The organism is Trinickia dabaoshanensis (assembly GCF_002879885.1).
In the GTDB taxonomy this organism is placed as follows: Bacteria; Pseudomonadota; Gammaproteobacteria; order Burkholderiales; family Burkholderiaceae; genus Trinickia; species Trinickia dabaoshanensis.
In genome coordinates this window covers 1-25684 of record NZ_PNYA01000034.1, presented here as the reverse complement: position 1 = coordinate 25684, position 25684 = coordinate 1, and the positions used below count along the sequence as shown (strand labels likewise).

The 25684-nt window shown below is 63.6% G+C and carries 24 protein-coding genes, 1 tRNA gene and 1 pseudogene; 16 read left to right on the top strand and 10 right to left on the bottom strand.

Annotated elements, in window-relative coordinates:
* The first annotated feature begins 33 nt into the window (after positions 1–33).
* From C0Z18_RS28105 to C0Z18_RS28095, 3 genes are all read left to right on the top strand, one after another.
* Entirely contained in the window at positions 34–1026 is a 993-nt protein-coding gene (locus C0Z18_RS28105) for a TRAP transporter substrate-binding protein (protein ID WP_102648717.1), read from the top strand.
* 128 nt (positions 1027–1154) lie between these two features.
* Positions 1155–1634, top strand: a complete 480-nt coding sequence (locus C0Z18_RS28100) for a TRAP transporter small permease (protein WP_102648716.1) — start codon at positions 1155–1157, stop codon at positions 1632–1634.
* Positions 1635–1639: 5 nt separating this feature from the next.
* Positions 1640–2992, top strand: coding sequence for a TRAP transporter large permease (locus C0Z18_RS28095; RefSeq protein ID WP_102648761.1), 1353 nt, complete (start codon positions 1640–1642; stop codon positions 2990–2992).
* A 10-nt stretch (positions 2993–3002) separates the two neighbouring features.
* On the opposite strand, the gene C0Z18_RS28090 is transcribed toward C0Z18_RS28095, so the two are convergent.
* The 6 genes from C0Z18_RS28090 to C0Z18_RS28065 form a co-directional block, all read right to left on the bottom strand.
* Complete coding sequence (locus tag C0Z18_RS28090; RefSeq protein ID WP_102648715.1) at positions 3003–3773, bottom strand: HpcH/HpaI aldolase family protein; 771 nt, start codon at positions 3771–3773, stop codon at positions 3003–3005.
* Positions 3774–3806: 33 nt separating this feature from the next.
* Positions 3807–4619, bottom strand: coding sequence for an NAD-dependent epimerase/dehydratase family protein (locus C0Z18_RS28085; RefSeq protein WP_102648714.1), 813 nt, complete (start codon positions 4617–4619; stop codon positions 3807–3809).
* A 49-nt stretch (positions 4620–4668) separates the two neighbouring features.
* Positions 4669–5580, bottom strand: coding sequence for a 2-hydroxy-3-oxopropionate reductase (locus tag C0Z18_RS28080; protein ID WP_102648713.1), 912 nt, complete (start codon positions 5578–5580; stop codon positions 4669–4671).
* A gap of 35 nt (positions 5581–5615) precedes the next feature.
* A complete protein-coding gene (hyi, locus tag C0Z18_RS28075; RefSeq protein ID WP_102648712.1) occupies positions 5616–6392 on the bottom strand; it encodes a hydroxypyruvate isomerase in 777 nt (258 codons plus the stop codon).
* A 242-nt stretch (positions 6393–6634) separates the two neighbouring features.
* Entirely contained in the window at positions 6635–7351 is a 717-nt protein-coding gene (locus tag C0Z18_RS28070; RefSeq protein ID WP_408647143.1) for a FadR/GntR family transcriptional regulator, read from the bottom strand.
* An 87-nt stretch (positions 7352–7438) separates the two neighbouring features.
* On the bottom strand, positions 7439–8398 hold the full coding sequence (locus C0Z18_RS28065; RefSeq protein WP_102648710.1) for an SMP-30/gluconolactonase/LRE family protein: 960 nt from the start codon (positions 8396–8398) through the stop codon (positions 7439–7441).
* Positions 8399–8691: 293 nt separating this feature from the next.
* Here C0Z18_RS28065 and C0Z18_RS28060 point away from each other — a divergent pair, with 293 nt between their 5' ends.
* The 4 genes from C0Z18_RS28060 (at position 8692) to C0Z18_RS28045 (ending at position 13038) form a co-directional block, all read left to right on the top strand.
* Positions 8692–10872, top strand: a complete 2181-nt coding sequence (locus C0Z18_RS28060) for a TonB-dependent receptor (protein ID WP_102648709.1) — start codon at positions 8692–8694, stop codon at positions 10870–10872.
* 74 nt (positions 10873–10946) lie between these two features.
* Positions 10947–11243: a hypothetical protein gene (locus C0Z18_RS28055; RefSeq protein WP_102648708.1), complete on the top strand. Its 297-nt coding sequence runs from the start codon at positions 10947–10949 to the stop codon at positions 11241–11243.
* On the top strand, positions 11225–11488 hold the full coding sequence (locus C0Z18_RS28050; RefSeq protein WP_102648707.1) for a hypothetical protein: 264 nt from the start codon (positions 11225–11227) through the stop codon (positions 11486–11488). The genes C0Z18_RS28055 and C0Z18_RS28050 overlap by 19 nt, the downstream gene beginning before the upstream one ends.
* A 2-nt stretch (positions 11489–11490) precedes the next feature.
* Complete coding sequence (locus C0Z18_RS28045) at positions 11491–13038, top strand: PepSY-associated TM helix domain-containing protein (protein ID WP_102648706.1); 1548 nt, start codon at positions 11491–11493, stop codon at positions 13036–13038.
* A gap of 31 nt (positions 13039–13069) precedes the next feature.
* On the opposite strand, the gene C0Z18_RS28040 is transcribed toward C0Z18_RS28045, so the two are convergent.
* Positions 13070–13504, bottom strand: coding sequence for a lysozyme inhibitor LprI family protein (locus C0Z18_RS28040; protein WP_102648705.1), 435 nt, complete (start codon positions 13502–13504; stop codon positions 13070–13072).
* 169 nt (positions 13505–13673) lie between these two features.
* On the opposite strand from C0Z18_RS28040, the gene C0Z18_RS28035 reads away from it, so the two are divergent.
* The 4 genes from C0Z18_RS28035 (at position 13674) to C0Z18_RS28020 (ending at position 17439) form a co-directional block, all read left to right on the top strand.
* Positions 13674–14861: a pyridoxal phosphate-dependent aminotransferase gene (locus C0Z18_RS28035; RefSeq protein ID WP_102648704.1), complete on the top strand. Its 1188-nt coding sequence runs from the start codon at positions 13674–13676 to the stop codon at positions 14859–14861.
* Between the two features lie 165 nt (positions 14862–15026).
* Positions 15027–15890: an RHS repeat-associated core domain-containing protein gene (locus tag C0Z18_RS28030; protein ID WP_102648703.1), complete on the top strand. Its 864-nt coding sequence runs from the start codon at positions 15027–15029 to the stop codon at positions 15888–15890.
* Positions 15891–15929: 39 nt separating this feature from the next.
* Entirely contained in the window at positions 15930–16838 is a 909-nt protein-coding gene (locus C0Z18_RS28025; RefSeq protein WP_102648702.1) for an RHS repeat-associated core domain-containing protein, read from the top strand.
* Between the two features lie 226 nt (positions 16839–17064).
* Positions 17065–17439, top strand: coding sequence for an HVO_A0114 family putative DNA-binding protein (locus tag C0Z18_RS28020; RefSeq protein ID WP_102648701.1), 375 nt, complete (start codon positions 17065–17067; stop codon positions 17437–17439).
* Positions 17440–17595: 156 nt separating this feature from the next.
* Here the strand turns inward: C0Z18_RS28020 and C0Z18_RS28015 are convergent.
* A tRNA-Leu gene (locus C0Z18_RS28015) sits at positions 17596–17680 on the bottom strand.
* Positions 17681–18054: 374 nt separating this feature from the next.
* Between C0Z18_RS28015 and C0Z18_RS28010 the strand changes: the two genes are divergently transcribed.
* Positions 18055–19965, top strand: a complete 1911-nt coding sequence (locus C0Z18_RS28010) for a methyl-accepting chemotaxis protein (RefSeq protein ID WP_146014120.1) — start codon at positions 18055–18057, stop codon at positions 19963–19965.
* A gap of 13 nt (positions 19966–19978) precedes the next feature.
* On the opposite strand, the gene C0Z18_RS28005 is transcribed toward C0Z18_RS28010, so the two are convergent.
* Both C0Z18_RS28005 and C0Z18_RS28000 read right to left on the bottom strand, forming a co-directional pair.
* A complete protein-coding gene (locus tag C0Z18_RS28005; RefSeq protein WP_102648700.1) occupies positions 19979–21151 on the bottom strand; it encodes an ABC transporter substrate-binding protein in 1173 nt (390 codons plus the stop codon).
* A gap of 86 nt (positions 21152–21237) precedes the next feature.
* Positions 21238–22179, bottom strand: a complete 942-nt coding sequence (locus tag C0Z18_RS28000) for a CysB family HTH-type transcriptional regulator (RefSeq protein WP_102648699.1) — start codon at positions 22177–22179, stop codon at positions 21238–21240.
* A gap of 205 nt (positions 22180–22384) precedes the next feature.
* On the opposite strand from C0Z18_RS28000, the gene C0Z18_RS27995 reads away from it, so the two are divergent.
* The 4 genes and pseudogenes from C0Z18_RS27995 to C0Z18_RS27980 all read left to right on the top strand — a co-directional run.
* Positions 22385–24064, top strand: a complete 1680-nt coding sequence (locus tag C0Z18_RS27995) for a nitrite/sulfite reductase (protein WP_102648698.1) — start codon at positions 22385–22387, stop codon at positions 24062–24064.
* A 28-nt stretch (positions 24065–24092) separates the two neighbouring features.
* A complete protein-coding gene (locus C0Z18_RS27990; RefSeq protein WP_102648697.1) occupies positions 24093–24629 on the top strand; it encodes a DUF934 domain-containing protein in 537 nt (178 codons plus the stop codon).
* Positions 24626–25393 carry a phosphoadenylyl-sulfate reductase gene (locus C0Z18_RS27985; RefSeq protein WP_102648696.1) on the top strand — a complete coding sequence of 256 codons (768 nt, stop codon included), beginning with the start codon at positions 24626–24628 and terminating at the stop codon, positions 25391–25393. The genes C0Z18_RS27990 and C0Z18_RS27985 overlap by 4 nt, the downstream gene beginning before the upstream one ends.
* A 110-nt stretch (positions 25394–25503) precedes the next feature.
* Positions 25504–25684: pseudogene (locus C0Z18_RS27980) on the top strand (sulfate adenylyltransferase subunit CysD); the annotation flags it as partial.

Below are 25684 nucleotides of genomic sequence, written 5' to 3'. Positions count from 1 at the left end.
AGTAGACGATCCATATCCCGAGGAGATCAGAAAATGAAACGGAAATTCGCCCTGTCCAGTGTCGCCATGGCGCTGGCTGCCTCGTGCCTCGCATTGGCGGCAGGAACGGCGCAGGCTCGCGTGTTTCGCGCGGCCGACGTGCATAGCGATACGTTCCCGACCACGATGGCGTTGAAGTTCATGGGGGACGAAATCTCGAAGGCCACAGGCGGCAAGGACAGTCTGAAGGTGTTCGGCAATAGCGCGCTCGGTTCGGAAAACGACACGATCGATCAGGTTCGGATCGGCGCGATCGATATGGTTCGCGCCAACGCGGCGGCCTTCAACGATATCGTTCCCGAATCGATGATCCCGTCGCTGCCGTTCTTGTTCCGCGACATCGACCATTTCCGCAAGGTCATGTATGGCCCGATAGGACAGAAGATTCTCGATGCGTTCGCCGCCAAGGGGATGGTTGCGCTGACGTTCTACGAGAGCGGCGCGCGCTCGATCTACGGCAAGAAGGCGATCCACTCGCCGGCCGACATGAAGGGCATGAAGGTGCGGGTCCAACCGTCCGATCTGATGGTCGACGAAATCAAGGCGATGGGCGGTACGCCCACGCCGATGCCGTTCTCCGAGGTGTATACGGGGTTGAAGACGGGACTCGTCGATGCGGCCGAGAACAACATTCCGTCGTACGTCGAAACGAAGCACTATGAGGTCGCGCCGGACTTCTCCGAGACCGAGCATTCGATGACGCCCGAAGTGGTGGTCTTCTCCAAGAAGACTTGGGACACGTTGACGCCGCAAGAACAGCAGGCCATCCGCAAGGCGGCGGTCGATTCGGTGCCGTATTACCAAAAGCTGTGGGTGGCCAAAGAGTCCGACGGGGTGCAAACGGTCAAGAAGGCCGGTGTGACGATCGTGCCGGCGGCGCAGATCGATCGCGCGGGATTCGTGAAAGCGATGCAGCCGGTTTGGGCCAAGTACGAGAAGACGCCGGCGATGAAGCAGATCGTCGACGAGATCGTCTCGACCAAGTAAGCGCCGAAACCGCACGCTCCAAAGCTCAAGCGCTCAACGGCGCATAGACGCCTCAAAGGCGCGTCCCGCACGCATGAAGTGCGCGATGCGCCCAAGGGGCCGTCATGTCTTGCATGAGAGACCGACCCATGAACTTCATCAAGCGTCCGAGCGGCATCGTCGCGCTCTTGATCACGGTGCTTGCCTCGATTTGCCTGGCCGTGCTTTGCGTACTCGTCATGTACAGCGTCGTGATGCGCTACGTGTTCGATAGCGCGCCCGACTACGTCGAGCCGATCGGTTTGCTGATGGTGCTCGGGGTGGCCTTCATGGGCGCGGCGCTCAAAGTGCGCGACGGCGGGCATATCGGCCTCGATTCGCTCGCCAAGGCATTGCCGCCGCGCGGGCGGCTCGTGCTCGAGGCGCTGCAGCAGCTTTGCCTCGTCGCGTTTTCGCTCGCAGTGTGCTTCGGCACCAAGGAAATGGCGATGACCACGATCGACGATCGAATCCCGATTCTGGGATTGCCCGAGGCCGTTCGCTATGCGATCCCCTTCGTCGCCAGCGCCTGCACGATCCTTTTCTCAATCGAGCGCTTGCTCGCGCTCTTCGCGCCAAAGCGGACGTGATTCAAATGGAACTCTTGATCCTAGTCGTCAGTTTTATCGTCTTTCTCGTCTTGGGAGTGCCGGTTTCGTTCGCATTGGGTCTTTCGTGCGTATTGACCTATCTGCATGAGGGACTGCCGCTCGCCACCGCGATGCAAGCGATGGTTTCCGGCATCAACGCCTTCTCGTTTCTCGCCGTGCCGTTCTTCATCCTGTCCGGCGAGTTGATGTTGCACGGCGGGATCGCCGACCGGATTTTGCGCTTCGCGCAAGCCACCGTCGGGCATTTCCGCGGCGGCCTGGGGATGGCCAACGTCGTCGCCTGCACGCTGTTCGGCGGCGTCTCGGGCTCGCCCACGGCCGATACGTCGGCGATGGGCGGCGTGGTCATTCCGCTCATGAAGCGCGAGGGGTATAGCGCCGCTTACGCCGTGAACGTCACGACCCATGCATCGCTCGCGGGCGCATTGATGCCCACTTCGACGAACATGATCATCTATGCGCTTGCCGCGCAAGGGATCACGGGCATCGTCGCGGGGCACTCGGTCACCGGCGTCTCGATCGGCGACCTGCTGTTCTCGGGTTTGCTGCCGGTGCTGTGGGTCATGGGCTTCGTGCTGCTGGCCGCGTACTGGCAGGCCGTGCGCTATCGCTTTCCGCGCCGCGCCGACGGCACCTCCGAGCTGCCGATCTTTCCCGGCTGGTTCGCGGTGGCCAAGTCGTTCGTCGGCGCGGTGCCGGGGCTGCTCGTCATCGTCATCATCTTGCTGTGCGTTGCCAAGGGCATCGCGACCGCGACCGAGGCCGCCGCCATCGCGGTAGCGTATTCGCTCGTATTGACCTTCATCGTCTACCGGACGATGACGCTCAAGAAGCTTTGCGTGTCGCTCGCCCGTGCGACTCGCACCACCGGCGTGGTGCTGCTGCTGATCGGCGTGTCGAACATGCTGCGCTTTCAGATGGCGTACCTCGAAATTCCCGATGCGATCGAACATCTGCTCGAGCATGCGACGACGGTGCCCTGGCTCATGCTGCTCTACATCAACATCATCCAGGTGTTCCTCGGCACGTTCGTCGATATGGCCGCGCACATCTTGATCACGACGCCGCTGTTCTTGCCGATGGCGATGCACTACGGTGTCGGCCCCGTGCAGTTCGGGATCATGATTTTGCTGAACTGCTCGCTCGGCCTCGTGCATCCGCCGATCGGCTCGGTGCAATTCATCGGCTGCGCGATCGGCGACGTGTCGATCGGTGAGACGACGAAGATCGCATGGCCGTATTACCTGGCGATCTTCAGCGCGATCAACATCGTCACGTATTTCCCGTACTTCTCGACTTGGCTGCCGAGCTTGATCAACGCGCATCCCGTCTTCTGAACGAGCGCGCTCAGCGGGCGGGTTTGAAGCGCGCGGCGAGCGCGTCGGCACCGCGCCCGAGAATGCCGATGTCGGAGCCGACGGCTGTAAACAAGCACCCCAATTCGATGTAGCGGCGCGCGAACGTCTCGTTCGGCGTCAAGATACCCGCGGGTTTTCCGGCTGCGACGATGCGTTCGATCGTCTGCTCGATCGTCGCTTGTACTTCGGGATGGGCGATATCGCCCGCGTGGCCGAGCGCCGCCGCGAGGTCGCCGGGCCCGACGAACACGCCGTCGACGCCCTCGACGGCCGCGATCCGTTCGAGATTTTCGAGTCCGAGGCGGCTTTCCACTTGCACGAGGACGCATAGCTCGTCGGCGCAATGCTTGGCGTAATCGGCGATACGCCCGTAGCCTGAGCCGCGCGCCCCCGACGCGTAGCCGCGCACGCCTTGCGGCGGGTAGCGCGTGAACGCGACGGCGTCGCGCGCTTGCGCTTCGGTTTCGACGTACGGAATCAGCAGCGTCTGCACGCCGGCGTCGAGCAAACGCTTGATCGCCACCATATCGTTCCACGGCGGGCGGACGACGGGATGCGTTGGGTAGGCGGCCATCGCCTGCAACTGGCTCACGACCATCGGCAACTCGTTGGGCGCGTGCTCCATGTCGAGCACGAGCCAATCGAAGCCGGCGCCGGCCAGCAACTCGACCGAGAGGGGGCTGGCGAGGCTCGACCACAAACCGATTTGCTGTTCGTGTGCGGCGAGCGCGCGCTTGAAACGATTTTCGGGCAGTTGCATCGACGATCCCCGGTGAGGTCGAAGGAAATACGCTCAGCGCGGCGCGGCGCCGGGCGCCTGCCGCGAGAAATCGTAGCTTGCGAAGCTACCGCCTTGATAGCGTTGGCCGACGCTGTCCATCGCGTTCGGCTTGGCGAGGATCTCGGACGCGTAGTCTTCGGCGTTCTGGGTTGGTCGATAGTTTAGGCGCGCAGCCCCCGCGTTGTCCCAGTAGCTGCGCGTATTGGCCGACACGCCCCACACCACCTCGAAGCCGAGATCGGGCGTGTCGATCGAGCGCTCGATCAACTGCAGCAGGTCGTCGAAACCCAGCCACGTGCTCAGATGGCGAAACTCCGTGGGCTTTTCGATGCAACTGCCGATGCGGATGCATACGCTTTCGATACCGTGCTTGTCCCAGTACAAGCGAGCGAGACCTTCGCCCCACATCTTACTCAGGCCGTAAAACCCGTCGGGACGAAAGTCGCAATCGAGCGCGAGTTTCGATTCGACGGGGTGCATGCCGACCGCGTGATTCGAGCTCGCGAAAACGATGCGGCGCGTGCCATGGCGGCGCGCGCCTTCATACACTTCGACGAGCGCGCGCAGGTTGTTCTCGATGATCTCGGGCAACGGGCGCTCCACGCTGGTACCGGCCATGTGAATCAGCACGTCCACGCCTGCGAGCAATCGATCGACGACCGCGGCATCGCGCAGATCGCCGTGCATGACGTCTTCGCCGTCCACGAGCGGCTCGAGCGGTTTCGTGCCCGCCGCCGATCGCAGGTTCACGCCGCGCTCGAGCAGCGTTTTGCGCAACACGCGGCCGAGTTGGCCTGCCGCACCGGTCAATGCAACTTTCTTCACGATACGAATCCTTGTCGAAGGGGCTTGAAAGAGGGGAGCGCGCGCCGCTCTACGCTCTTACGTCGGCTGTGCGCGCCGCTTGTTCGGGCGAGAAGTTCGCCAATTGCTCGAGCGCCCGCACGATCGCGGAATGATCCCAACCGCGACCGCCTTGGGCGACGCAAGCGCTGAATAGCTGCTGCGTGCTCGCGGTATTGGGCAGCGCCATGGCCAGGCTGCGGGCACTATCGAGCGCGAGGTTCAGATCCTTCTGATGCAGTTCGATTCGAAATCCCGGCTCGAAGGTGCGCTTGATCATGCGTTCGCCGTGGACCTCGAGCACGCGCGACGATGCGAAGCCCCCCATCAGCGCCTCGCGCACTTTGGCCGGATCGGCGCCGGCCTTCGCGGCAAACGTCAGTGCTTCGCCGACCGCTTCGATCGTCAGCGCGACGATGATTTGATTGGCGACCTTCGCCGTTTGCCCGTCGCCGTTGCCGCCGACGAGCGTGATGTTGCGGCCCATCAGTTCGAAAAGCGGCTTGGCGCGCGCGAACGCTTCTTGCGAACCGCCAACCATGATCGTCAGCGTGGCCGCTTTCGCGCCGACCTCGCCGCCCGATACCGGCGCGTCGAGGTAGTCGCAACCGAGCGCCTCGATGCGGCGGGCGAACTCGCGCGTGGCGAGCGGCGAGATCGAGCTCATGTCGATGACGAGCTTGCCCGGTGAGAGCCCTTGCGCCACGCCGTTTTCACCGAACAACACCTTCTCCACATCGGCCGTGTCGGGCAGCATGGTGACGACGATGTCGGCCGCGTGAGCCACGGCTTTCGCGCTCTCGCAGGCATGGGCGCCGGCGGCGATCAGTTCGCCCGGCACTTGCCGGCGCGTATGCGCATAGAGTTCGTGCCCGCCCTTCAGGAGATTGCCGGCCATGGGCGCGCCCATGATGCCGAGGCCGATAAAGCCGATCTTGCTCATTGCGTTTGTCCTCGCGGGAGTGCTCGCGCGCTCGGTTAGAGATAGTCCGCGGCCCAGTGCAGGCCGGCGGCCGTCGTCGTCGCCGGCTTGTATTCGCAGCCGATCCAACCGTCGTAGCCGAGCGTCTCGAGGTGCGCGAACAGGAACGGATAGTTGATCTCGCCGGTGCCCGGTTCGTGGCGGCCGGGGTTGTCCGCGAGTTGCATGTGGGCGATCTTCGGCAGATGCCGTTCGATCGTGGCGGCGAGCTCGCCCTCCATGCGCTGCATGTGATAGATGTCGTACTGCAAGAAGACGTTCTCGCTCGCGCTAGCTTCGATCAGATTGATCGCTTGCTGCGAATGGCTGACGTAAAAGCCCGGGATGTCGTAGGTATTGATCGGTTCGATCAAGAGGCGGATGCCGGCGGCAGCCAGCGCGCGAGCAGCGAACTCCACGTTCGCGACGAACGTTTCGCAGATCGTATCGGGCGCCACGCCGACCGGCGCAATCCCGGCCAATACATTCAGTTGCGTGCAACCGAGCGCTTGCGCGTATTCGATGGCCGTGCCCACGCCGTCTTGGAACTCTCCGACGCGATCGGGCAGGCAGGCGATGCCGCGTTCGCCGCCGGCCCAATTGCCCGCAGGCAAGTTGTGCAGCACTTGCTTCAGGCCGTGCACATGCAGTTGCTCGGCGAGCTGGTGCTTGTCGTATGCGTAGGGGAACAGGAATTCGACGCCCTTGAAGCCGGCATGGGCGGCTTGAGCAAAGCGTTCCATAAAATCGACCTCGCCGAACAGCATGGTGAGGTTCGCGCAGAGTTTCGTCATCTCGTGTCTCTTGGGGGAGCGGCCGGATCGGAGGACGATCCTAATCGCTTGCGAAGCGAAGCGTCGAAGGCAAGGGATATCTAGCGCGCATCGGTTCGACGCCGACGCGCCCGTGCCGCCGACCATGTAAGACATCGTCGGCGAAGTGATCAAAGTTGTCAAGCAAATCGCCGTGAACCCAGGGGTTTCCCTAGGTACGGGACCGCGCGATTAGGAAGGAAGGGAAGGGGGATCGGCGCGCGTCAGGAACCGAACATGCGGCTCAGCGCGTGTTCTAGGTGATCGCGCATGGCGCGGGTCGCGCGTTGCGGATCGCGTGCGGCGATCGCTTGCAACACTTCGAGGTGTTCCTGCTGCACGACGCGTTGCCGTTCAATCGACTTCACGAGCGAGAGGTTGCGCGACAGGTTCATGCTGAAGACCATCTGCTCTTGGATGGACGACAGCGCAGCCACGAAAAATTGGTTTTTCGATGCGCGTGCGACGGCGAGGTGAAACGCGAAGTCGTCCTTTGCACCGATACCCGACGTTTCGACGATCGTTTGCAGGTTGTCCCATTCGTGCTGAATCGCGGCGATGTCGTCTTCCTCGGCCTTTTCGGCGGCGAGCGCGGCCGCGCCGGATTCGATCACCACGCGGTATTCGTAGCAGCGGCGAATGTCCGAGAGTGTCTCGAGCGGCGCGAATCGGCGCACGTCCGGATCGGGGCGCCGGACGACGGTCGTGCCCGACCCGTGGCGCGTGGCGATGATGCCGTCGGCGCGCAACTGCGCGAGCGCTTCGCGCACGGTCGGCCGAGAGGTTGCGAAACGCTCGGCCAGCGCGTGCTCGGTCGGCAGCCGTTCCCCTTCCTTGTACTCGCCATCGATGATGCGGTTGAGGATATCGCTGTAAATGCGCGCCGGCATGCGCGGCGCCTTCTGCTCGGCCATTTGGGGCGTGGTGGGATGAGTTGTCATGAGTGTGACCGATTGTAAGTCACGGCAAGTCGGAAATCATAGCGTGCCGCTCGATTGTGCCCCGGGGACCTGTCGGTGAAGCGGCGGCTACAAGGTGCCGCCGAACTCCGGTTCGGGTAAGCCGCGCACCCCCGGATGCAGCGCGAAGACATAGCCGTCGTGCTCGCCGACGGGGTTCGGGCAGATGGTGGTGACGAATAGCGTGTCGAGGCCGTCGCCGCCGAATGCGCACATCGACGGCTTGGCGGCCGGCAACGCGAGCTTGCGATCGAGGCGGCCGTCGGGCGTAAAGCGTAGCAGCAGGCCGGCGTCGTTTGCGCAGGTCCAATAACAGCCGTCGGCGTCGATCGCCGCGCCGTCCGGGCGGCCCGCGTAGTCGTGCAAATCGGCGAAGACGCGGCGGTTCGTCGGCAAGCCGTCGTCCACGTCGTAGTCGAACGCCCAAATGAGCCGGCTCGAGGTGTGCGAATCGGAGAGATACATAGTGCGGCCGTCGGGCGACCAAGCCAGGCCGTTTTGCGTGCACAGGCCCGCGACGATCGGGGCGGAGAGGCCCGTTTGTGCGCCGTATCGATAGAGCTTGCCGGCGGGGTGGGGCTGCGTTGCGTCCTGCACCATCGTGCCGGCCCAGAAGCGGCCCTGGCGATCGCACCGCCCATCGTTGAAGCGCATGCACTCGGCGTCGTGCTCGACCCGGGCTAGGCGGCGAATCGTCGCGGTGCCGATGTGTTCGTTCGCGTTTTCGTGATTTGCGGATTGGCCTTCGGTTTCGACTTCGCCTAGCTCGACCGCGAATAGACCTGTCTCCAAGGCGGCCAACACGGTGCCGACGGCATCGAACGCGATGCAGCCCACGCGCTCCGGCAAGGTCCAGCGCGTGCGTCGCGCGCGCGTTAGCTCATAACGCACGATGGCTTGCGCCGGGATGTCCACCCAGTACAGCGCGCGTTGCGATGCGCGCCAGACCGGGCTCTCGCCGACGGCGCAACGCAGAGGGTCTCGATGCTCGAGGCGATACGGTTGCGCGGTCAGTTGGTCGTCGCTCATGGATGTTCCGTTGCGGTGAGGCGAGGCGTCGAAAGAAAGCGCCGCCCACTGCGGCCGTCTCGACGGAGGTATGGCTATTGTTGTTATACAACATGTAGATTGTCAATCATGTGTGCGCCGGAGTGGGCAGCATCGGGTCATGCGGGACGCAAGCGGTGTCGAGAGAGCCGGGTGATCATCAATGCGAATAGAAATGTTTCTCATTTGCATTTATCATGCGAGCTATCTCAGAATTCCCCGCTACCCGAACGAGGGTAGCGGCCTTGGTCCGTCTGCTTGTTCGCTCAATAACTATGTCTGTCTGCAATCGGGGTGTTGTTCGAGGCGTCGCGCGTCGGCGTCGCATTCTTCCTGTTTCCGTCGCCGGTGCCGTGCTCTCGACGATCGCCGGCCATGCCGCGGCGCAAGCCGAAGGCACGGTGGCGCTACCCACCATCACCGTCAAGGACAAAGCGCCAAGCTTGCCAGGCGACTATGCGCCGACTTTCGCCGGCGGGCAGGTTGCGCGCGGGGCCGAGTACGGCGTGCTCGGCAAACAGACGAACCTCGACATGCCGTTCACTGTCACGAGCTACACGTCTCGGCTGATCGAGCAGCAGCAGGCGCGGACGCTCGCCGACGTCATCGCCAACGACCCGGCCGTGCGCAGCGCGTTCGGTTTCGGCAACTTCTCCCAAGAGTTCGTCGTGCGCGGTTTCCCGCTCGAGGGCGACGATATTTCCCTGAACGGCTTGTATGGAATCGTCCCGCGTCAACTCGTCATGACCGAGGCGCTCGAACGCGTGGATGTGTTCCGCGGAGCGAATTCGTTCGTCGGCGGCGTGCCGCCTTCGAGTTCGGGCGTGGGCGGCGGCATCGATCTGCGGCTGAAACGCGCTGACGACAAGCCGCTCACGCGCATCACGCTGGACGGGACGGCTTCCGGAGAGGTCGGCACGCACGTCGATGTCGGCAGGCGCTTCGGCGATCGCGATCAGTTCGGCATTCGCGTCAATTCGGCCGCGCACGGCGGCGAGACGTCGATCGACGGCGAGCATCGGCGCGATGCGATTACGTCGGTGTCGCTCGACTATCGCGGCGAAAAGCTGCGCGTGTACGGGGATTTCGTCTACCAGCGCGAGAAGATCACCGATGGGCGCTCGGTCGTGTATGTGCGAGGCAATGCGATCCCGGCTGTTCCGTCCGCCACTTACAACTACACGCAAGCGTGGAACTACAGCACGCTTGAAGACACGCTCGCGATGGTCCGAGCCGAATACGACTTCTTGCCGGGCTGGACGGCCTATGCGAGCGCGGGTGTCCATCACGACAGCGAACGCGGTCAATACGAATCGCCGACGTACGTTTCGCCCACCGAAACGTCAGGCTATCGATTGGGCGTGCCGTACAAGGCCGACGGCCTGGCCGGCGAGGCGGGCGTGCGCGGGGCGTTCGCAACGGGACCGGTGACGCACCGGCTCAGCGCGGGCGTGTCGATTTCTCACCTGAACACGTACAGCGCCTACGACATGTCGGGCACCTTCCCGACGAGCCTGTACGACACTGTGCAAGTGCCTCAACCGGCTGCGCTTTTCTCGGGCGGCAACTTGAACGATCCCGGTTTGACGAGCACGACCTTGATGCGCAGCGCAGCGATCGCGGACACGCTCGGGTTCCTGAACGATCGCGTTTTGTTCACGCTGGGTGCGCGCTATCAAAAGCTCCACGTCGCCGATTACGACTACACGGGCGCGTCCACGTCCGTCTACGATCAGTCCGCGACCACACCGGTATTCGGGCTCGTCGTGAAACCGTGGCGAAGCGTGTCGTTTTACTTGAATCGTACCGAGGCGTTGTCGCAGGGCGGACAGGCGCCTTCGACCGCGCGCAACGCGAATCAAATGCTCGCGCCGTATCGCGCGCGCCAAGTCGAGGCGGGCGTTAAATACGACGCCGAGCGCTACGGCGCGTCGCTCGCCGTCTATCAGATCAATCAGCCGTCCGCATACGTGGACCCGGCGACGGAGATCTACGGCACGAACGGCGATCAGCGCCATCGCGGCGTCGAAGTATCGATGTTCGGCGAGCCGATCAAAGGGGTACGGCTGATCGCGGGCGGCACGTTGATCGACGCCACCTTGCGCGGCACGGCGGGCGGGGCCGACGACGGCAATCGGCCGATCGGCGTGCCCCGCTACATGTTCACCTTCACCGGCGAATGGGACGTTCCGGCGCTGACAGGCTTCACGCTGATGGGCCGGGCAACCTATACGAGCAAGCAGTACCTCGACGTGGCCAATCAGTTATCGATTGCGCCTTGGACGCGCATCGATATCGGCGCGCGCTATCGCCGCAAGGTGTTCGGTCACGAAACGGAGCTTCGCGCGATGGTGCTGAACGTCGCCAATCACGCTTACTGGAGCTCGACCCTTGGCGGCTATCTGACGCAAGGCGCGCCGCGCACGGCGATGTTCTCGCTGTCGACCGACTTTTGAGGGGCGAGCATGGCGACGGGAGCGAGGATGGATACGTCGAGCGATATAGCAGGCCATAGCGAGGACTTTTCGGCATGAACGGTTGGCTTGCGTTTGCCGCTAGCCTCGGCGCGGCGGCCTCGGCTTGGCGCGCGTCGCCCGCGGCCGTCCCGAGCGGTGCCGTGCACCGCCGCTTGGCAAGCGGTCTCGCCGCGTCGTTCGCGCTGCTCGCGGCGGTGCAGTGGATCGAGGCGCAAGGGTGGCTTGCGGGCCTGTGCGCGACTTGCGTCTCGATCGGCGTGAGTTGCTGCGCCATGCCGTTCGCGGTGGAGGCAACTCGGCGCTTGGCGATCCGGCGCATGGGAGGGGACAAGTGCCGTTGCGCTTCTTGATCGTGTCGGTTGCGGCGTTGCCGTTTTCCATCGCGCTGTGCGCCGCATTCGCAATGCTATTGCCCGGTGGCTGGCGGCACTCGGCCATCGGTGCGATGGTGCTGTCGATCCCCGTTTGGGTCGGCGCCGCTTCGTGGTGGGTTGGCGTGGCTTCGCACCGGCGCCTGGCGGCGTATCTGGCGGGCGGCAATCTCGTCGCGTTCGCGCTCCTCTACGCGGCGCAGCGGATCGGTTCGGCGAGTTGACGATGCGCGCGCAAACGCTAAAGACCTATCAGTGGCTGCATACCTGGAGCGGCATCGTCGCGGGCTTCGCGCTGTTCATCGCCTTTCTCGCCGGAGCGCTGACGATGTTCGAGGACGAGATCGGCCGCTGGGAGCGCCCGCAGGCGCGCCATGTGCAGCCGTCGATGGACGACGTCGACCGGCTGGCCGCGGCCGTGCTGACGGCGCATCCGTTAGCCGCGACGCGCTTCGGCATCGTGTGGCCGAGCGCGGCCATGCCGGATCCTACGGCGTATTGGTTCGAACGCGGACGCTGGCATTTCGCGGCGCTGGATCGACGCGATGCGTCCGGGCGTGGAGCGCCGTCTCTTATGCCGCTCGATACGCCGAGGCTCGCTTCGTTCGTCAATCAACTGCACTACGCGCTCGCGCTGCCGCCCTTCGGCACGTACCTGATGGGCGCGGTATCGATCGCGTTCGGCTTCGCGATGCTGAGCGGCTTGGTCGTACATTGGCCGCGGATGGCAAAGGATATCTTCGCGTTGCGGCCGGGGAAGAATCGCAAGCGCTTCTGGCAGGATGCGCACAATGCGCTCGGCTTGTTTGCGTTGCCGTACTACGCGATGGTGGCCGTTACCGGGGGCTTCATGTGCCTCGCGACGGTCATCGCATTCGCTTTCAACATCGCGTTCGGGCATCAATTCGCGGCGGCATTGCCAGCGATGTGGTCGCCGAATGCGCTCGCCGCGCCTGCCGAGCAGGCGCGATCCGATTCCGCGCCGCTGAGTGCCGCGCAACTGCTCGCGGCGGCGAGACGGGAAGTGCCGGATCTCGAACCCGAATGGATCACGTTCGTCGACTATGGCGCGCCCAAGGGAACGGCCGAGCTATGGGGCAACGTCCCACGAGCGCTCGGCACGCGCGGGGCGGTGACGTTGCGGTTGAATAGCGGCATCGTCACGGGTGGCCAGTACGCCGGCGCGCGCGATGCGAACCACGCCGTCGGTAGCGCGGTGTACGGGCTTCACTTCGGTACGTATGGTGGGCTTGCGTTGCGCTGCGTGTACTTCGTCCTGGGCCTTTGCGGCGCAGCCATGGTATTCACCGGCAACCTCATGTGGCTCGAGGCGCGGCGCAAACGCCATATGGCCGTGCAGCCGCTTGCGGCGCGTAACGTGGCGCGCGCGACGGTCGGGGTTTGCATCGGCACCTGTGTGGGTCTTGCGGTCGCATTCGCCGGCGCGCGATGTTTGCCCGGAATCGGCGCGAATCGGGTGTTCGGCATCGTGCTCGCGGCCAGTCTCGTCCATTGCGCGTGGCGGGCGCCGGTCCTCGCCGCGCGCGATTTGCTGATCGTCGCGTCCGTCGCGTGCGCAGGCATCGTGCTGGCCGACGTTGCATTGGGCGCAAGCGATCTGCTCGAGTCGATTGCGCGACACGACTGGGCGCTACTCGCGATCGACGTCGCGGCGGTGGCGGCGGCATGCGTGTTCGGCTACGTCGCGCGCATCGCGCACGTTCGCGCGACGCGAGGCGCAGCGACGGGTGTTTGGGCTCGGCGTACTGCGTAGACCCTCCGGGGCGAAGCCGGCGCGTCGTTCGTCAGCCGCCGCCGTTGGACGCGACGAGTGTCTCCAAGAGGTTCGCCTGATCGACGAGCGACCTCAGCAGGAAGTCGGAGCTAACGAGATACACCACTTGTCCGTTCGTTCCGCCGGCCTCTTGCAGCAACGCGTACGTACTGTCGCGCCACTGCACCCATGCCTTTTGCGCCACATTGAATTGGGCGACGGTTTGCGGATTGTCCTTCCAAAGTTTCACGAGCTTGCCGTAGGCAGCATTGATGCGCTTCTTTTGAAACTTGACTTCCTCTGCGTCGCAGTTGGAATCAGCGCTTTGGTCGTAAAACGTGGTGGGCCCCGCTTTATCCAAGCAGGCGTAGTACTGCGGAGAATAGGGCCTAGGCTCCGTATGGGTATCTTTCGCGTGCGCCGACAGGCACGCCAGCAGCATGGGAATCGTGAGCAGCTTTCTCATCGGGTGTAGTTGCTTTTCTGTGTTCGAGGAGGCGGGCGGTGAGCGGCGTTCCCGCCGTCATCCCCGGTATCGGAATGACATGCGAATATTAGCCACCTAATATCGCCGTCGGGAAGCCGCGCTTGCGTTTCCCGCCGCCACTACCCGCCATTGCCCGCCGAGACAAGTTATGACCGATCGCCGCTTTCACCCCCTCCAGGCCAGAGCCGCTATCCAGGACCTAGCCGGCTCCCTTATTCGAGAGGTTGCCAACAGCGGCATGGGCCGCGCGGACGTCTTGCCGTTTTGGTTCGGAGAGTCTGATACGGCAACGGCGGCGTTCATCCGCGAGGAGGCGGCGCGCTCGCTGACGCAAGGCGAAACGTTCTACTCGCAGAACTTGGGCAGGCCGTATCTGCGCGAACACATCGCCACCTATCTCTCGGAGTTGCATGCGCGACCGATCGGGGACGAGCGAATCGCCGTGACGAGTTCGGGCGTGACAGCCCTCATGATCGCCTCGGAACTGCTGCTGTCGCCGCAGGATCGCGTCGTTGCGGTGACTCCGTTGTGGCCCAACATTTGTGAAATCCCCAAGATCCTCGGTGCCCGAGTGGACCGCGTCCCCTTGTGCGTCAGCAATGGCCGATGGACGCTCGACCTCGATCGGCTGCTGGACGTACTCACGCCGGATACGCGGGCGGTGATCGTCAATTCGCCGAATAATCCCACGGGATGGACCATCGACGAGCAAAGCGTCGAAGCGATCTTGAGTCACTGCCGCAAGCATGGCATTTGGATCATCTGCGACGACGTGTATGAGCGATTGGTCTATGACGAGAATCGGCGCTCGGCGCCGTCGTTTCTTCGGCACGGGGAAGCGGGCGACCGCATCATTTCGGTCAATAGCTTCTCGAAGGCTTGGTCGATGACGGGTTGGCGCGCGGGATGGATGGTCGTGCCCGATGAACTCACGGCAGACTTGGCGAAGATCATCGAATACAACTTCTCATGCGTATTCGAGCCCGTGCAGCGGGCCGCGGCCATTGCGTTGCAGCGCGGCGAGCCCGAGATCGCACGCCTGCGGTCTCGCTTGTCGCATACGCGCACGCTGCTTTCGCAAGCGCTGCAATCGCTGCCCGGCGTGCAGGTGCCCGAAGCGGGCGGGGCCATGTATGTGTTCTTCCGCCTCGCCGGTTTCGACGATTCGCTCGATCTCGCCAAGAAGCTCGTGAGCGAAGTCGGCCTCGGCCTCGCGCCTGGTTCGGCCTTCGGCCCCGAGGGAGACGGATGGCTGCGTTGGTGTCATGCCGTGAGCGACGATCGCAAGCTTTTGGACGGCGTCGATCGTTTGACGCGTTTCCTCGCCCGCGCCTGAGCGGTTATTTGAGAAGCGTCGAGGGTTTAGCCGCACCGAGGCTATCAGTTTTACCAGCGCGGCGAACGACGCTTGGCCGTAGGATCGACGAACAGGGCTGGCTCGCACGCTTGCGTGATGTGAGGTTCGTAATGGGCGCGCGTCCTTCTTTAGACGACATGGACCATGACCGCAAACATCCGAATCGGATTCACGGGCACCTATCGGGATCTCGTCGCGTGCGGTTATCCGCTCGGTGCCGGTTATCGTTGGTACGGGCCGGCTCGGATGCGCTTCAACGCGCCGGATAGCGTGAGTCCGTTCGGCGCGGGCGGTATCCATCCGTATGCCTATTGCGGCGGTGATCCCGTCAGCCGCGCGGACCCCACCGGTCGCACGTTCGAGGCGCTCGGGGCATTCGCTGCGCGTGCCGTGAGCGAGGCGGCGGAGCGGGGAACCGAGGACGGCGGCTCATTGGCGGCTAGCGTTGCCGTACCACGCGCGCGCAGCGAGTCGGATGATGTGTGGGAGCCGCAGCGGTTTGAAGTCCCGTGGACGACTTGGAAGAGTCAACTCATAGCCGATGGATCGTGGTACGTGCACGGGTCGAACAGTGCCTCGCTCGAGGGCGTGGCGAAATTTCGCGCACTCTTGAGCATGGAAAAGATGGACGGCACGCCGTGGTTTTTCCGTGACGGACCGAGGTTGCCCTCCGGCGAGTTCCGTAATACGGTCACCGACCTCGAAACCCGGTCGGGGACGAGCCTGGGGATCAGCTTATACGGATTCCATAAGGCCAAGCTCAGCGTAGAGGTCTATAGCAGCTACGGTTCGTCGGACAAGGTGTTTCCGGTGCTATATGGGCTGGATAACGATATGCCACTGCGTTGTTGCGACGTGCATATCTTGACCGTCGAATCGATCAACCTCGACCACTTTCGGGGAATCTACGTGCCCGCCGATCGCGTCGCCGAGGCGAAGCGTTTGTTGTTGGATTACGGGAGCGAGAAGTTGAGTTCCATGGTCTACGGCAGCGATATTTTCCAATAGGGAGCGCTCGATGCGATGCATGCTTACGCCGGATGAACGATGCGCAAGACCACGTCGTTAGCGTTCTCCGGCGCCTATCGGGATCCCGTCACGTTCGCTTATCCGCTGGGCGACGGCTACCGGTGGTATCTCGCGGGCCGAATGGGTTTCAACGTGGCGGATGCCCTCAGTCCATTCGGTGGCGGCGGGCTCGGTCCGTATGCGTACTGCGCGGGCGATCCGATCAATCGCATCGATCCGTCGGGGCATGTTTCCTTCATGCCCGTCCTCAACTGGGCACGAACGACATACTCCCGCTTACGGCCGTACAGAGACGACGACCCGCTCACGGTCGTATATGCCAAGCCCGACTCCGAAGTTTCGCCCGGCGCGGCAGGTCGCGGCATCGGCGAAAGCGCGTCCCCGCCCCGATCGATCATGAGGCAGCGCAGGTCCGGTAGCTTCTTTCGACGAGTCGGTTCGAAGCTGCGATTCTCCCGCCGCGTCCGCTTCAAGCAGAGCAAGCTCGTGAAATTCATCGACGACGATTGGATTGCGCGAGGCAACGTGTCCGGTGCCGAGGCACTCGTCGGGTTGAAGGTCGACGAACAGTCGCAAGCGACGCTCGCCGTGCAGTTCTTGCAATATGCGGACGGTGCGCTCGCGCAAGCCGTTGGCGAAGTGAACAAGATCGCGAATCTCACGATGGCGGATGCTCCTGCCTTAATCGACCCCTATACCGGATGGGATCGTAAGCAGTACGTCATGGACGAGACGGCGCGAGAGGACTACCAGCAAAGCTTGATCGCGGAATACAAAGTCAATGCCGTACGGTTCCTGAACACGGCGCGGACCTACTACGGCAAGGCGGTGGATGCCTTCACCGATGCGGATTCCGTCGCAGACTCGATGTTCGACCCCATCGCCTCGCGGCATGAGCGGATAGGCCAAAGATTGGTCGAGTTGTGAGGCCGCGCGTCGGATGAACGAGCTTTGCTGAGGAGGTAAGTCGGTCCCAATTCAGCCACTACTCATCCTCGGGGGCTGCGACGGAGAGCATGCTGTGAGGCCAGCCCGGGTGCCGGTTCCAGCGCACGGAAGACAAATAGAAAGAGAAAGGGCGTCACCGGGTCGTCAGCTTCGAGGATGTCGAGGAGCGGTTCGAGCGCGACTGGACTGCATTGCGGAGCAAATCATGAGCAAGACACGAATCGAAACTGGTACCGAGGCGGAATTCTTCGCGCGTGGCAAGCGTCTTGCGCGCCAGGCTGATCGCGGCGAACCACTTGCTGAAACTCACATCGTTACGTTCGACGACCCGGCCGAGGTTGCACAGTTGCTCACGCAGGCTCGTATCGGCCTGTTCCGCACGATCAAGGCGGAGCCGGCTTCGATCACCACGATCGCAGCGCGCTTGCATCGTGATCGGAGTGCGGTGAAGCGCGACGTCGACGCGTTGCTTGCCGCGGGACTGGTGTCGGTAGAGACAGCGGTCAATCCCGGACACGGCACGCACAAAGTGGTGCGTGCTGTCGCGTCGCGAGTCGACCTACACGTATTGATCGACTGAATGCGGCGGTATTGGCTTCATTTCGGCGCGTTGGCCGGTTCGACAGTACCGATATGTGCTTGGAGACGGGCACGTGTGCCTTGGAATCGCGCCGCGCCAAATCTGCGCCAAATGAAAAGGCCCAGCCTTGCGGGCTGGGCCTTTCACGGGAATTCTTGGTGCCCAGGGCCGGACTCGAACCGGCACGCCTTGCGGCGGGGGATTTTGAGTCCCCTGCGTCTACCTGTTTCACCACCTGGGCTTTCGCCGGCGCGAGAACACACCGGACGACAAGAGCGCGATTATGGCGGAATTCGTCGCGCCTGACAAGCGGTGGCTCACCGCGTGTTGGCCCACCGCGTCGATCCGCCGCTCGTCCAGGCGGCTTCGCCTTCCTCTCATTGAAAGCCGACCCGATCAGCCAGGACCAACGTCGTGGCCCTTTTTTCCCCGTTTTTTTACCGTTGACGTGCGTCAAGCGGAGGCCCGCTTCGGCCGCGTATCGTCTGACTATCCAAGCCGCCGAAGCGAGGCATGAGCTTTCGCAACATGGAGCGCGGCGATTTATCGGTCTATGCGACGTAGACCGCGCACTTGCTGGGGAACACCGTGATTCGAGCCGTATTTGCGCCTGGAATGGCGCTGATGGGCCGGCTGCGCATGCCGAACAAGCTCATCATCCTAGCGCTGTTGTTCATGGCGCCTTTGTCGACGACCCTCTACGCCACAATTCACTCCGCGCTGCAAGCGTACCGCGCGACGCTCAGCGAGCAAGACGGCATCGCCATGCTCGCCACGACACAAGATCTACTCAAAGCGGTACAAGTGCGCCGCGGCGCCGGCGCGGCGGTATTGGCCGGGAACGCGGGCATGCGATCGGCCTTCGATTCGTCGAGCGCGGCAGCCGATGCCTCGCTGACCCGTCTAATCGCGCAAGCGCAAGCGAGTACGCACTTCGATATGCGCGCGCAGCCCAAGGCGCTGGCCGATCGCTACGCGCAACTCTCGGCGGCGGGGCTCGGGCCGACCGGCACGGCGCTATTCGAATCGCACACGCGCCTCGTGCGCGAGATTTTTTTGTTCGAGCGTGACTTGGCCAATTTGGCCAGACTCGCTCTCGATCCGGACGAAGTGAACGCCGCGCTCATCGACACAGTGGCATTCGAATTGCCGAGCGCCGCCGAAACGGCGGGCCTCACACGGGGAAAGGGGGCGGCCGCATTGAGCGCGGGTGCGCTCGCCGATCTCGACCGAGGCGTGCTGCAAACGCGCGCGGCTTTGCTCGACGAGCAAAGCGCCGCACTGCGCCATGCCCTCTCCGGCATACGCGAAGCGCAAACCGGCCCGGCAGTGGGCGCCAAGCTCTCGGCGATCGATCTCAGCCCCTACGATACCTTCCGGCAGACGGTCGCCGCGTTGGCCCGCGAGGGCGCCCCAGCGCTCGACGCCAGCGCCTTTTTTCAGCAAGGCACCGACGCGATCGCCGCCTTATACGGAGCACACGCCACGCTTTCGCAGCTTGCGCGCGATCGGCTGAACACGCGCGCGCGCCACGAACGCAACGAGGTGATCGTCCTATCGCTGCTGAGTGCGATGTCGATCGGCTGCGCGCTGTATTTATTTGCCGCCTTCGCGTTGCGGACCCAGCGCGATGTCGCCGCCTTGTCGACTTCGATGGCGGCGATCGGCACGGGCGATCTACGGGCATCGCTCGCCGTGGACGGCAAAGACGAATTCGCGTCGATCAAACGCGGCTTGAACGCGCTCGTCGCGGCGTGGACGCAGACGATCGCCGCGACACGCGGCGCCGCGCAATCGGTACTGGTGGGCAGCGGGCAAATCGCGGCCGGCAATCAGGATCTATCGCAACGCACGGAGACGCAGGCGGCATCGCTCCAAGAGACAGCGGCCAGCATGGAGCAATTGACCTCGACCGTGCGGCACAACGCGTCGAACGCGGCCAACGCGAACAAGCTCAGTGCCGAGGCTTCCGAACGCGCTTCGCGCACGGGCTCGATCGTGACCTCGGCCGTGGACATCATGAAGCAGGTACACGACGGGTCGACGCGCATGGCCGAGATCGTCTCCGTCATCGAAGGCATCGCATTCCAGACGAACATCCTGGCGTTGAACGCGGCCGTCGAGGCGGCGCGCGCGGGCGAGCAGGGCAAAGGGTTCGGCGTGGTCGCCGGGGAAGTGCGCGCGCTCGCGCACCGCAGTGCGGCCGCGGCGAAGGACGTCAAGGCGCTGATCCAAACGTCCATCGAACGCGTGACGGGCGGCTCGGCGCTATTCGTTCAAGTCGACGGAGCGATCCATGCGGTCATCGATGCGATCGCCGACGTCGATCGCATCGTCGGTGAAATCGCCGATGCCTCGGAGCAACAGAGCGACGGCATCGAGCAGGTCAACGTCGCGATCGCGCAGATGGACGAAGTGACCCAGCGCAACGCCGCGCTCGTGGAGGAATCGGCGGCCGCGAGCGCGTCGTTGCAGGAACAGGCGGAGCAGATGGAGCGGTTGGTCGCCCGCTTTCAGCTCGCCTGAGGGCGGCTAGCGCTTACTGGCTCAAGTAGACGAACTTGCCGTCCTTGATCGCCCCCATGACGCTCGCACGTTGATCGAGCCCGACGTGATCGGTCGCGGTCGTCGTGACGACGCCGTTCGGCACCACGAGTTCGTGCGCCTGCTCGAGCGCGGTGCGCAGCGCCGAGCGGAAGGCCTCGGTGCCCGGCCGCGCCGTCTTCAAGGCGCGTGCGACGGCGTCGTTCAAGCGCGGGTAGACACCGGCCGCATCGCCGGCGAACTGGGTGACGCTGCCCGCACCGAATTTGGCTTCGTAGCTATCGACGAACGCCATCGCGGCCTTCTTCGACGGGTGGTCGGCCGGTAACGTGCGGGCGACGACGACCGGCTGGGTGGGGAACAGCGTGCCCTCGACATCCTTGCCGCCGAGCTTGATGAACGCCGGCGTGGCGATGCCGTGCGTCTGGTAGATCGGGCCTTTGAAACCGCGCTGGACGAGTTCGCGCTGCGGCAGTACGGCCGGCGTACCGGCGCCCGCGACGAGCATCGCGTCGGGCTTGGCTTCCATCAGCTTGAGCACTTGGCCCGTCACGCTCGAATCGGTGCGGTTGTAGCGCTCGGTGGCGACGATCGAGATATGACGCAGCTTGGCGAACGTCGAAAACTCTTTGAGCCAGCTATCGCCGTAGCTGTCGGCGAAACCGATGAAGCCGACCGTCTTCACGCCGTGGTTGGACATGTAGCGCGTCATGACATCGGCCATCGCGGTGTCGGTCTGCGCCATTTTGAAGGCCCAGACGCGCGGGCCGCTTTGCGGCTCGACCACGCTGCCCGAGCCGATCAGCGTAATCATCGGCGTATGCGAGGCGGCCACCGGATCGAGCGCGGCCAACGCGGCCGGCGTGATGTTCGGGCCCACGACGACGTCGACATGATCCTCGTTGATGAGCTTGTTGATATTGCGTACGGCCGCGCCGGGGTCGGAGCCGTCGTCGAGGAAGATGTATTGCGCCGGTTCTCCGGCGATCGTCTTCGGCCACATCAGCATCGCGTTCTTGCTCGTGATGCCGATGACGGCGGCCGGCCCGGTCGAGGACAAATCGATGCCGACTTTGACTTCGGCTCGCGCCGGGGCGGTCTGTGCCGCACTAACGAACGCGAATGCGGCCAGCGCGAACGCGCGGCGCAAGGTTGCGGACAACGCCATGCGAAGGTCTCCTGAGGTTCGTGGCTGAGTGAAATCGATGATAGGGGCGTCGAGCGAGCACATACTCGCCGGGACGGCCCGCTGGTTCAAAGCTCGTAGCTGTCGTATTCGCCCTTGAGGGCCTGCTCGATCAACTTCCGATTGAGCGTGGGCGAGAGCAGTTCGACGAGCGTATACACATAACTGCGCAAATAAGCGCCTTGCTTGAGCGCGACGCGTGTCAGGTTGCTGCCGAACAAATGGCCGACCGGCATCGCGCGCAGATTACGGTCGCGCTCGGCATTGAACGCGATGTCGGCCATGATCCCGACCCCGAGCCCCAGTTCGACGTACGTCTTGATGACGTCCGCGTCGATCGCCTCGAGCACGATGTCCGGCGCGAGCGAGCGCAGCGCGAACGCCTGGTCGATCTTGGTGCGCCCGGCGAACGCGTTGTCGTAGGTGATCAGCGGATACTGCGCGAGATCCTCGAGCGAGAGTTGCTTGCGCTGCAGCAGCGGATGATCGACCGGCATGATCGCCACGTGATGCCATTGGAAGCACGGCAGCGAGACCAATTCCTTGTATGACGAAATCGCCTCGGTCGCGATCGCGACGTCGGCATGATCGTGCATGACCATTTCGGCCACCTGCGTCGGGCTGCCTTGCAGGATCGACAGGTGCACCTTAGGAAAGCGCTTTTTGAACTCGGCGATCGCCCCGGGCAGCGAGTAGCGCGCCTGCGTATGCGTGGCGGCGATCACGAGATTGCCCTGGTCCTGCGCCGCGAAGTCCTTGCCCACGCGTTTGAGGCTTTCCACCTCCTGCAAGATCCGCTCGACCGAGGCAAGGATGATGCGTCCCGGCTCCGTGAGCGAGCGCACGCGCTTGCCGTGCCGCGTGAAGATTTCGACCCCGAGTTCGTCCTCGAGCTCGATGATCGCCTTCGAGACGCCCGGCTGAGACGTGTACAGCGCCTTGGCGGCCTCGGTCAGATTGAACTTCTGGCGGACCGCCTCGCGCACGAACCTAAATTGGTGCAGGTTCATTTATAACCCTATCGACATAAGGAAAGAATTTTTTAGTCGTTTGAAATATAAGGGCAGTTTATTACGATCGACCCACGTTTTTCAATATGCATAGCTGTTTTCGTCATTAGCGCATGACGAGCTTGTCTGAACGAAGGCTCGCCGCCAGCGTCGATAGCGATTCGGACACCGCGCGATGCCGCGCGACACTAACTTGGGGTCCCGCATGTATCAATACGATCAGTACGACCAGAGAATCGTCGACGAGCGCGTCGCGCAGTATCGCGACCAAGTCCGCCGCCGCTTGTCGGGCGAATTGAGCGAGGACGAGTTCCGCCCGCTGCGGCTGCAGAACGGCCTGTATATGCAGCGTCATGCCTACATGCATCGGATCGCGATTCCGTACGGCAACCTGCGCAGCGACCAATTGCGGATGCTCGCGCACATCGCGCGCAAGTACGACCGCGGCTACGGCCACTTCTCGACCCGCACGAACATTCAGTACAACTGGATCAAGCTCGAGGAAACGCCCGATCTGCTGGCGGATCTCGCTTCGGTGCAAATGCACGGCATCCAGACGTCGGGCAACGACATCCGGAACATCACGGCCGACCAGTTCGCGGGCGTGGCACCGGACGAGATCGTCGATCCGCGTCCGTGGTCCGAGATCCTGCGCCAATGGTCCACGTTCCACCCCGAATTTAGCTGGCTGCCGCGTAAGTTCAAGATCGCCGTGTCGGGAACGAAGGAAGATCGTGTCGCCGTGCAGATCCACGATCTCGGCGTGTATCTGTCGAAGAACGAAGCGGGCGAGGTGGTGTGCGCGATTCTCGCGGGCGGCGGCCTCGGCCGCACGCCGATCATCGGCTCGGTGATTCGGGAGAACCTGCCGTGGCAGCATCTGCTTACCTACTGCGAAGCCGTTCTGCGCGTGTACAACCGCTTCGGCCGCCGCGACAACATGTACAAGGCGCGTATCAAGATTCTCGTGAAGGCACTCGGTCCCGAGAAATTCGCGCAGCAAGTCGAAGAGGAATGGCAGCATCTGAAGGACGGCCCCTCGACGCTCACGCAAGCCGAGGTCGACCGCGTCGCGCGCCATTTCGCACCGCCGGCTTACGATAAGCTGTCGGATACGGATGCCACGTTCGAAAAGCATCTGCTCGAAAACCGCGCGTTCGCACGCTGGATCGAGCGCAATCTGCGTCCGCACCGCGTCCCCGGTTATGCCGCCGTCACGCTTTCGCTGAAGCCGGCCAAGGGCGCGCCGGGCGATGCGACGGCCGAGCAAATGGAAGCGGTCGCCGATTGGGCGGACCAGTACTCGTTCGGCGAGATTCGCGTCTCGCACGAGCAGAACCTGATTCTGGCGGACGTGCGCAAGCGCGACTTGTTCGCGTTGTGGGAGCTCGCCAAGCAGCAAGGTTTCGCCACGCCCAATATCGGTTTGCTGACCGATATCATCGCGTGTCCCGGCGGCGATTTCTGCTCGCTCGCCAATGCTAAGTCGTTGCCGATCGCTCAGTCGATCCAAGATCGTTTCGACGATCTCGACTACGTCTACGATTTGGGGGACCTGTCGCTGAACATCTCGGGTTGTATCAACTCGTGCGGTCACCATCACGTCGGCAATATCGGCATTCTCGGCGTCGATAAGGACGGTTCCGAGTGGTACCAAGTGACGCTCGGCGGCGAGCAGGGCACGGGCGCGAACGGCGCGCGTCTGGGCCGCGTGATCGGACCGTCGTTCGCGGCGGAGGAGATGCCCGACGTCATGAGCAAGGTGATCGACACGTTCATCGAGCATCGCATCGACGGCGAGCGCTTCATCGACACCTACAACCGGATCGGCGTGGCGCCGTTCAAGGAACGCGTCTACGCGTCGCGCCAGCCGGCGCACGCTTAAATTTCGAGCGGATCAAGGATATTTGCAGATGACTTCGATTATCAAGAATCGCTCGGTGGTGCGCGACGACTGGACGGTGGTGCGCGCGCTCGAAGACGGCTCGTTGCCGGCGGCCGAGGCGCTGCCGGGCGGACGCGTGCTGGTCCCGTTCGCGCTATGGACGCAAGCGCGCGAGGCGCTGGTCGCCTCCCGCGGCCGCGATGAGCTCGGCGTATGGCTTGCGCCCGACGACGAACCGGCCGAACTGGCCGGCGACTTCGACAAGATATCGCTGATCGGCGTCGATTTCCCCGTGTTCCGCGATGGTCGCGGCTACAGCACGGCGCGCCTGCTGCGCGATCGCTACGGTTGGAGCGGTGAGTTGCGCGCGATCGGCGACGTGCTGCGCGATCACCTGAACTTCATGGCGCGCTGCGGTTTCGATGCGTTCGCCGTGCGGGCCGACAAGGACATTCACGACGCCTTGCGGGCGTTCGAGGAGTTCACGGTCAAATATCAAGGCGCCTACGATACGCCGGCGCCTCTGTTTCGCCGCCGCGCCGAACTCGAATCGGAGCGTGCATGAGCCAAGACCGCACGCCCGCCGCCGCGGCCGTCGATGCGGCGCTCGAGGCGAAGTTCGAGCGTTTGCATGCATTCATCGACGAGATCGGGCAACGCCATTCGAGCGTGAAGCTGGCCAGCAGCTTGGCGGCTGAAGACATGGTGCTCACGCATGCGATCTTGTCGCGCAAAGCGCCGATCGGCATCTTTTCGCTCAATACCGGCCGCCTGCACGCGGAGACGGTCGGCATGATCGATCGCGTCCGCGAACGCTACGGCTACGAGATCGAGCAGTTTCATCCGCAGGCCGACGCCGTCGACGAATACGTGAAGACGCACGGTTTGAACGCGTTTTACGAAAGCGTCGAGCTGCGCAAGCGCTGCTGCGAGATCCGCAAGGTCGAGCCGCTGAACCGCGCGCTTGGCGGCGTGCAAGCGTGGGTGACGGGCCAGCGCCGCGAGCAGTCCGTGACGCGCACCGAACTGCACGAGCAAGAGCACGATGCGGCGCGAAACATCGAGAAATACAACCCGCTTGCGGATTGGACCGAAGGCGAGGTGTGGGCTTACCTCAAGCTGTTCGACGTGCCCGTCAACCCGCTGCATGCGCGCGGCTATCCCAGCATCGGGTGCGAGCCTTGTACGCGCGCGGTCCGTCCCGGCGAGGACAGCCGCGCGGGACGCTGGTGGTGGGAGTCGCGCGACTCGAAAGAGTGCGGCCTGCACGTCACCGCCTCGACCATTCAATTCGCACCGAGCGGTGCAACGAAGCAGACGCCGGCTTGACGCCACGGGCGACACCGGCGTGACACGCAGTATCCGAATGATGTGACGGCGGCCCCGCGCGTATTCCCGCGCTGGGCGGCACACGAGCAAACGATAGGAAACCGTCAAACATGAGCACGATTCTCGAATCCTCCGCGACGACCCCGCTCAAGGTCAGCGCAACCCGCATGGACCATCTCGACTGGCTCGAGGCGGAATCGATTCACATCCTGCGCGAGCTCGTGGCCGAATGCAGCAAGCCGGCGTTGCTGTTCTCGGGCGGCAAGGATTCCGTCGTCGTGCTGCACCTGG

Excerpts from the sequence above, each read along its gene's own strand:
- C0Z18_RS28105 (WP_102648717.1), top strand. The coding sequence starts at position 34 with ATGAAACGGAAATTCGCCCTGTCCAGTGTCGCCATGGCGCTGGCTGCC.
- C0Z18_RS28100 (WP_102648716.1), top strand. The coding sequence starts at position 1,155 with ATGAACTTCATCAAGCGTCCGAGCGGCATCGTCGCGCTCTTGATCACG.
- C0Z18_RS28095 (WP_102648761.1), top strand. The coding sequence starts at position 1,640 with ATGGAACTCTTGATCCTAGTCGTCAGTTTTATCGTCTTTCTCGTCTTG.
- C0Z18_RS28090 (WP_102648715.1), bottom strand. The coding sequence starts at position 3,773 with ATGCAACTGCCCGAAAATCGTTTCAAGCGCGCGCTCGCCGCACACGAA.
- C0Z18_RS28080 (WP_102648713.1), bottom strand. The coding sequence starts at position 5,580 with ATGAGCAAGATCGGCTTTATCGGCCTCGGCATCATGGGCGCGCCCATG.
- hyi (WP_102648712.1), bottom strand. The coding sequence starts at position 6,392 with ATGACGAAACTCTGCGCGAACCTCACCATGCTGTTCGGCGAGGTCGAT.
- C0Z18_RS28070 (WP_408647143.1), bottom strand. The coding sequence starts at position 7,351 with ATGACAACTCATCCCACCACGCCCCAAATGGCCGAGCAGAAGGCGCCG.
- C0Z18_RS28065 (WP_102648710.1), bottom strand. The coding sequence starts at position 8,398 with ATGAGCGACGACCAACTGACCGCGCAACCGTATCGCCTCGAGCATCGA.
- C0Z18_RS28060 (WP_102648709.1), top strand. The coding sequence starts at position 8,692 with ATGTCTGTCTGCAATCGGGGTGTTGTTCGAGGCGTCGCGCGTCGGCGT.
- C0Z18_RS28055 (WP_102648708.1), top strand. The coding sequence starts at position 10,947 with ATGAACGGTTGGCTTGCGTTTGCCGCTAGCCTCGGCGCGGCGGCCTCG.
- C0Z18_RS28045 (WP_102648706.1), top strand. The coding sequence starts at position 11,491 with ATGCGCGCGCAAACGCTAAAGACCTATCAGTGGCTGCATACCTGGAGC.
- C0Z18_RS28040 (WP_102648705.1), bottom strand. The coding sequence starts at position 13,504 with ATGAGAAAGCTGCTCACGATTCCCATGCTGCTGGCGTGCCTGTCGGCG.
- C0Z18_RS28035 (WP_102648704.1), top strand. The coding sequence starts at position 13,674 with ATGACCGATCGCCGCTTTCACCCCCTCCAGGCCAGAGCCGCTATCCAG.
- C0Z18_RS28030 (WP_102648703.1), top strand. The coding sequence starts at position 15,027 with ATGACCGCAAACATCCGAATCGGATTCACGGGCACCTATCGGGATCTC.
- C0Z18_RS28025 (WP_102648702.1), top strand. The coding sequence starts at position 15,930 with ATGCGCAAGACCACGTCGTTAGCGTTCTCCGGCGCCTATCGGGATCCC.
- C0Z18_RS28020 (WP_102648701.1), top strand. The coding sequence starts at position 17,065 with ATGAGCAAGACACGAATCGAAACTGGTACCGAGGCGGAATTCTTCGCG.
- C0Z18_RS28010 (WP_146014120.1), top strand. The coding sequence starts at position 18,055 with ATGGCGCTGATGGGCCGGCTGCGCATGCCGAACAAGCTCATCATCCTA.
- C0Z18_RS28005 (WP_102648700.1), bottom strand. The coding sequence starts at position 21,151 with ATGGCGTTGTCCGCAACCTTGCGCCGCGCGTTCGCGCTGGCCGCATTC.
- C0Z18_RS28000 (WP_102648699.1), bottom strand. The coding sequence starts at position 22,179 with ATGAACCTGCACCAATTTAGGTTCGTGCGCGAGGCGGTCCGCCAGAAG.
- C0Z18_RS27995 (WP_102648698.1), top strand. The coding sequence starts at position 22,385 with ATGTATCAATACGATCAGTACGACCAGAGAATCGTCGACGAGCGCGTC.
- C0Z18_RS27990 (WP_102648697.1), top strand. The coding sequence starts at position 24,093 with ATGACTTCGATTATCAAGAATCGCTCGGTGGTGCGCGACGACTGGACG.
- C0Z18_RS27985 (WP_102648696.1), top strand. The coding sequence starts at position 24,626 with ATGAGCCAAGACCGCACGCCCGCCGCCGCGGCCGTCGATGCGGCGCTC.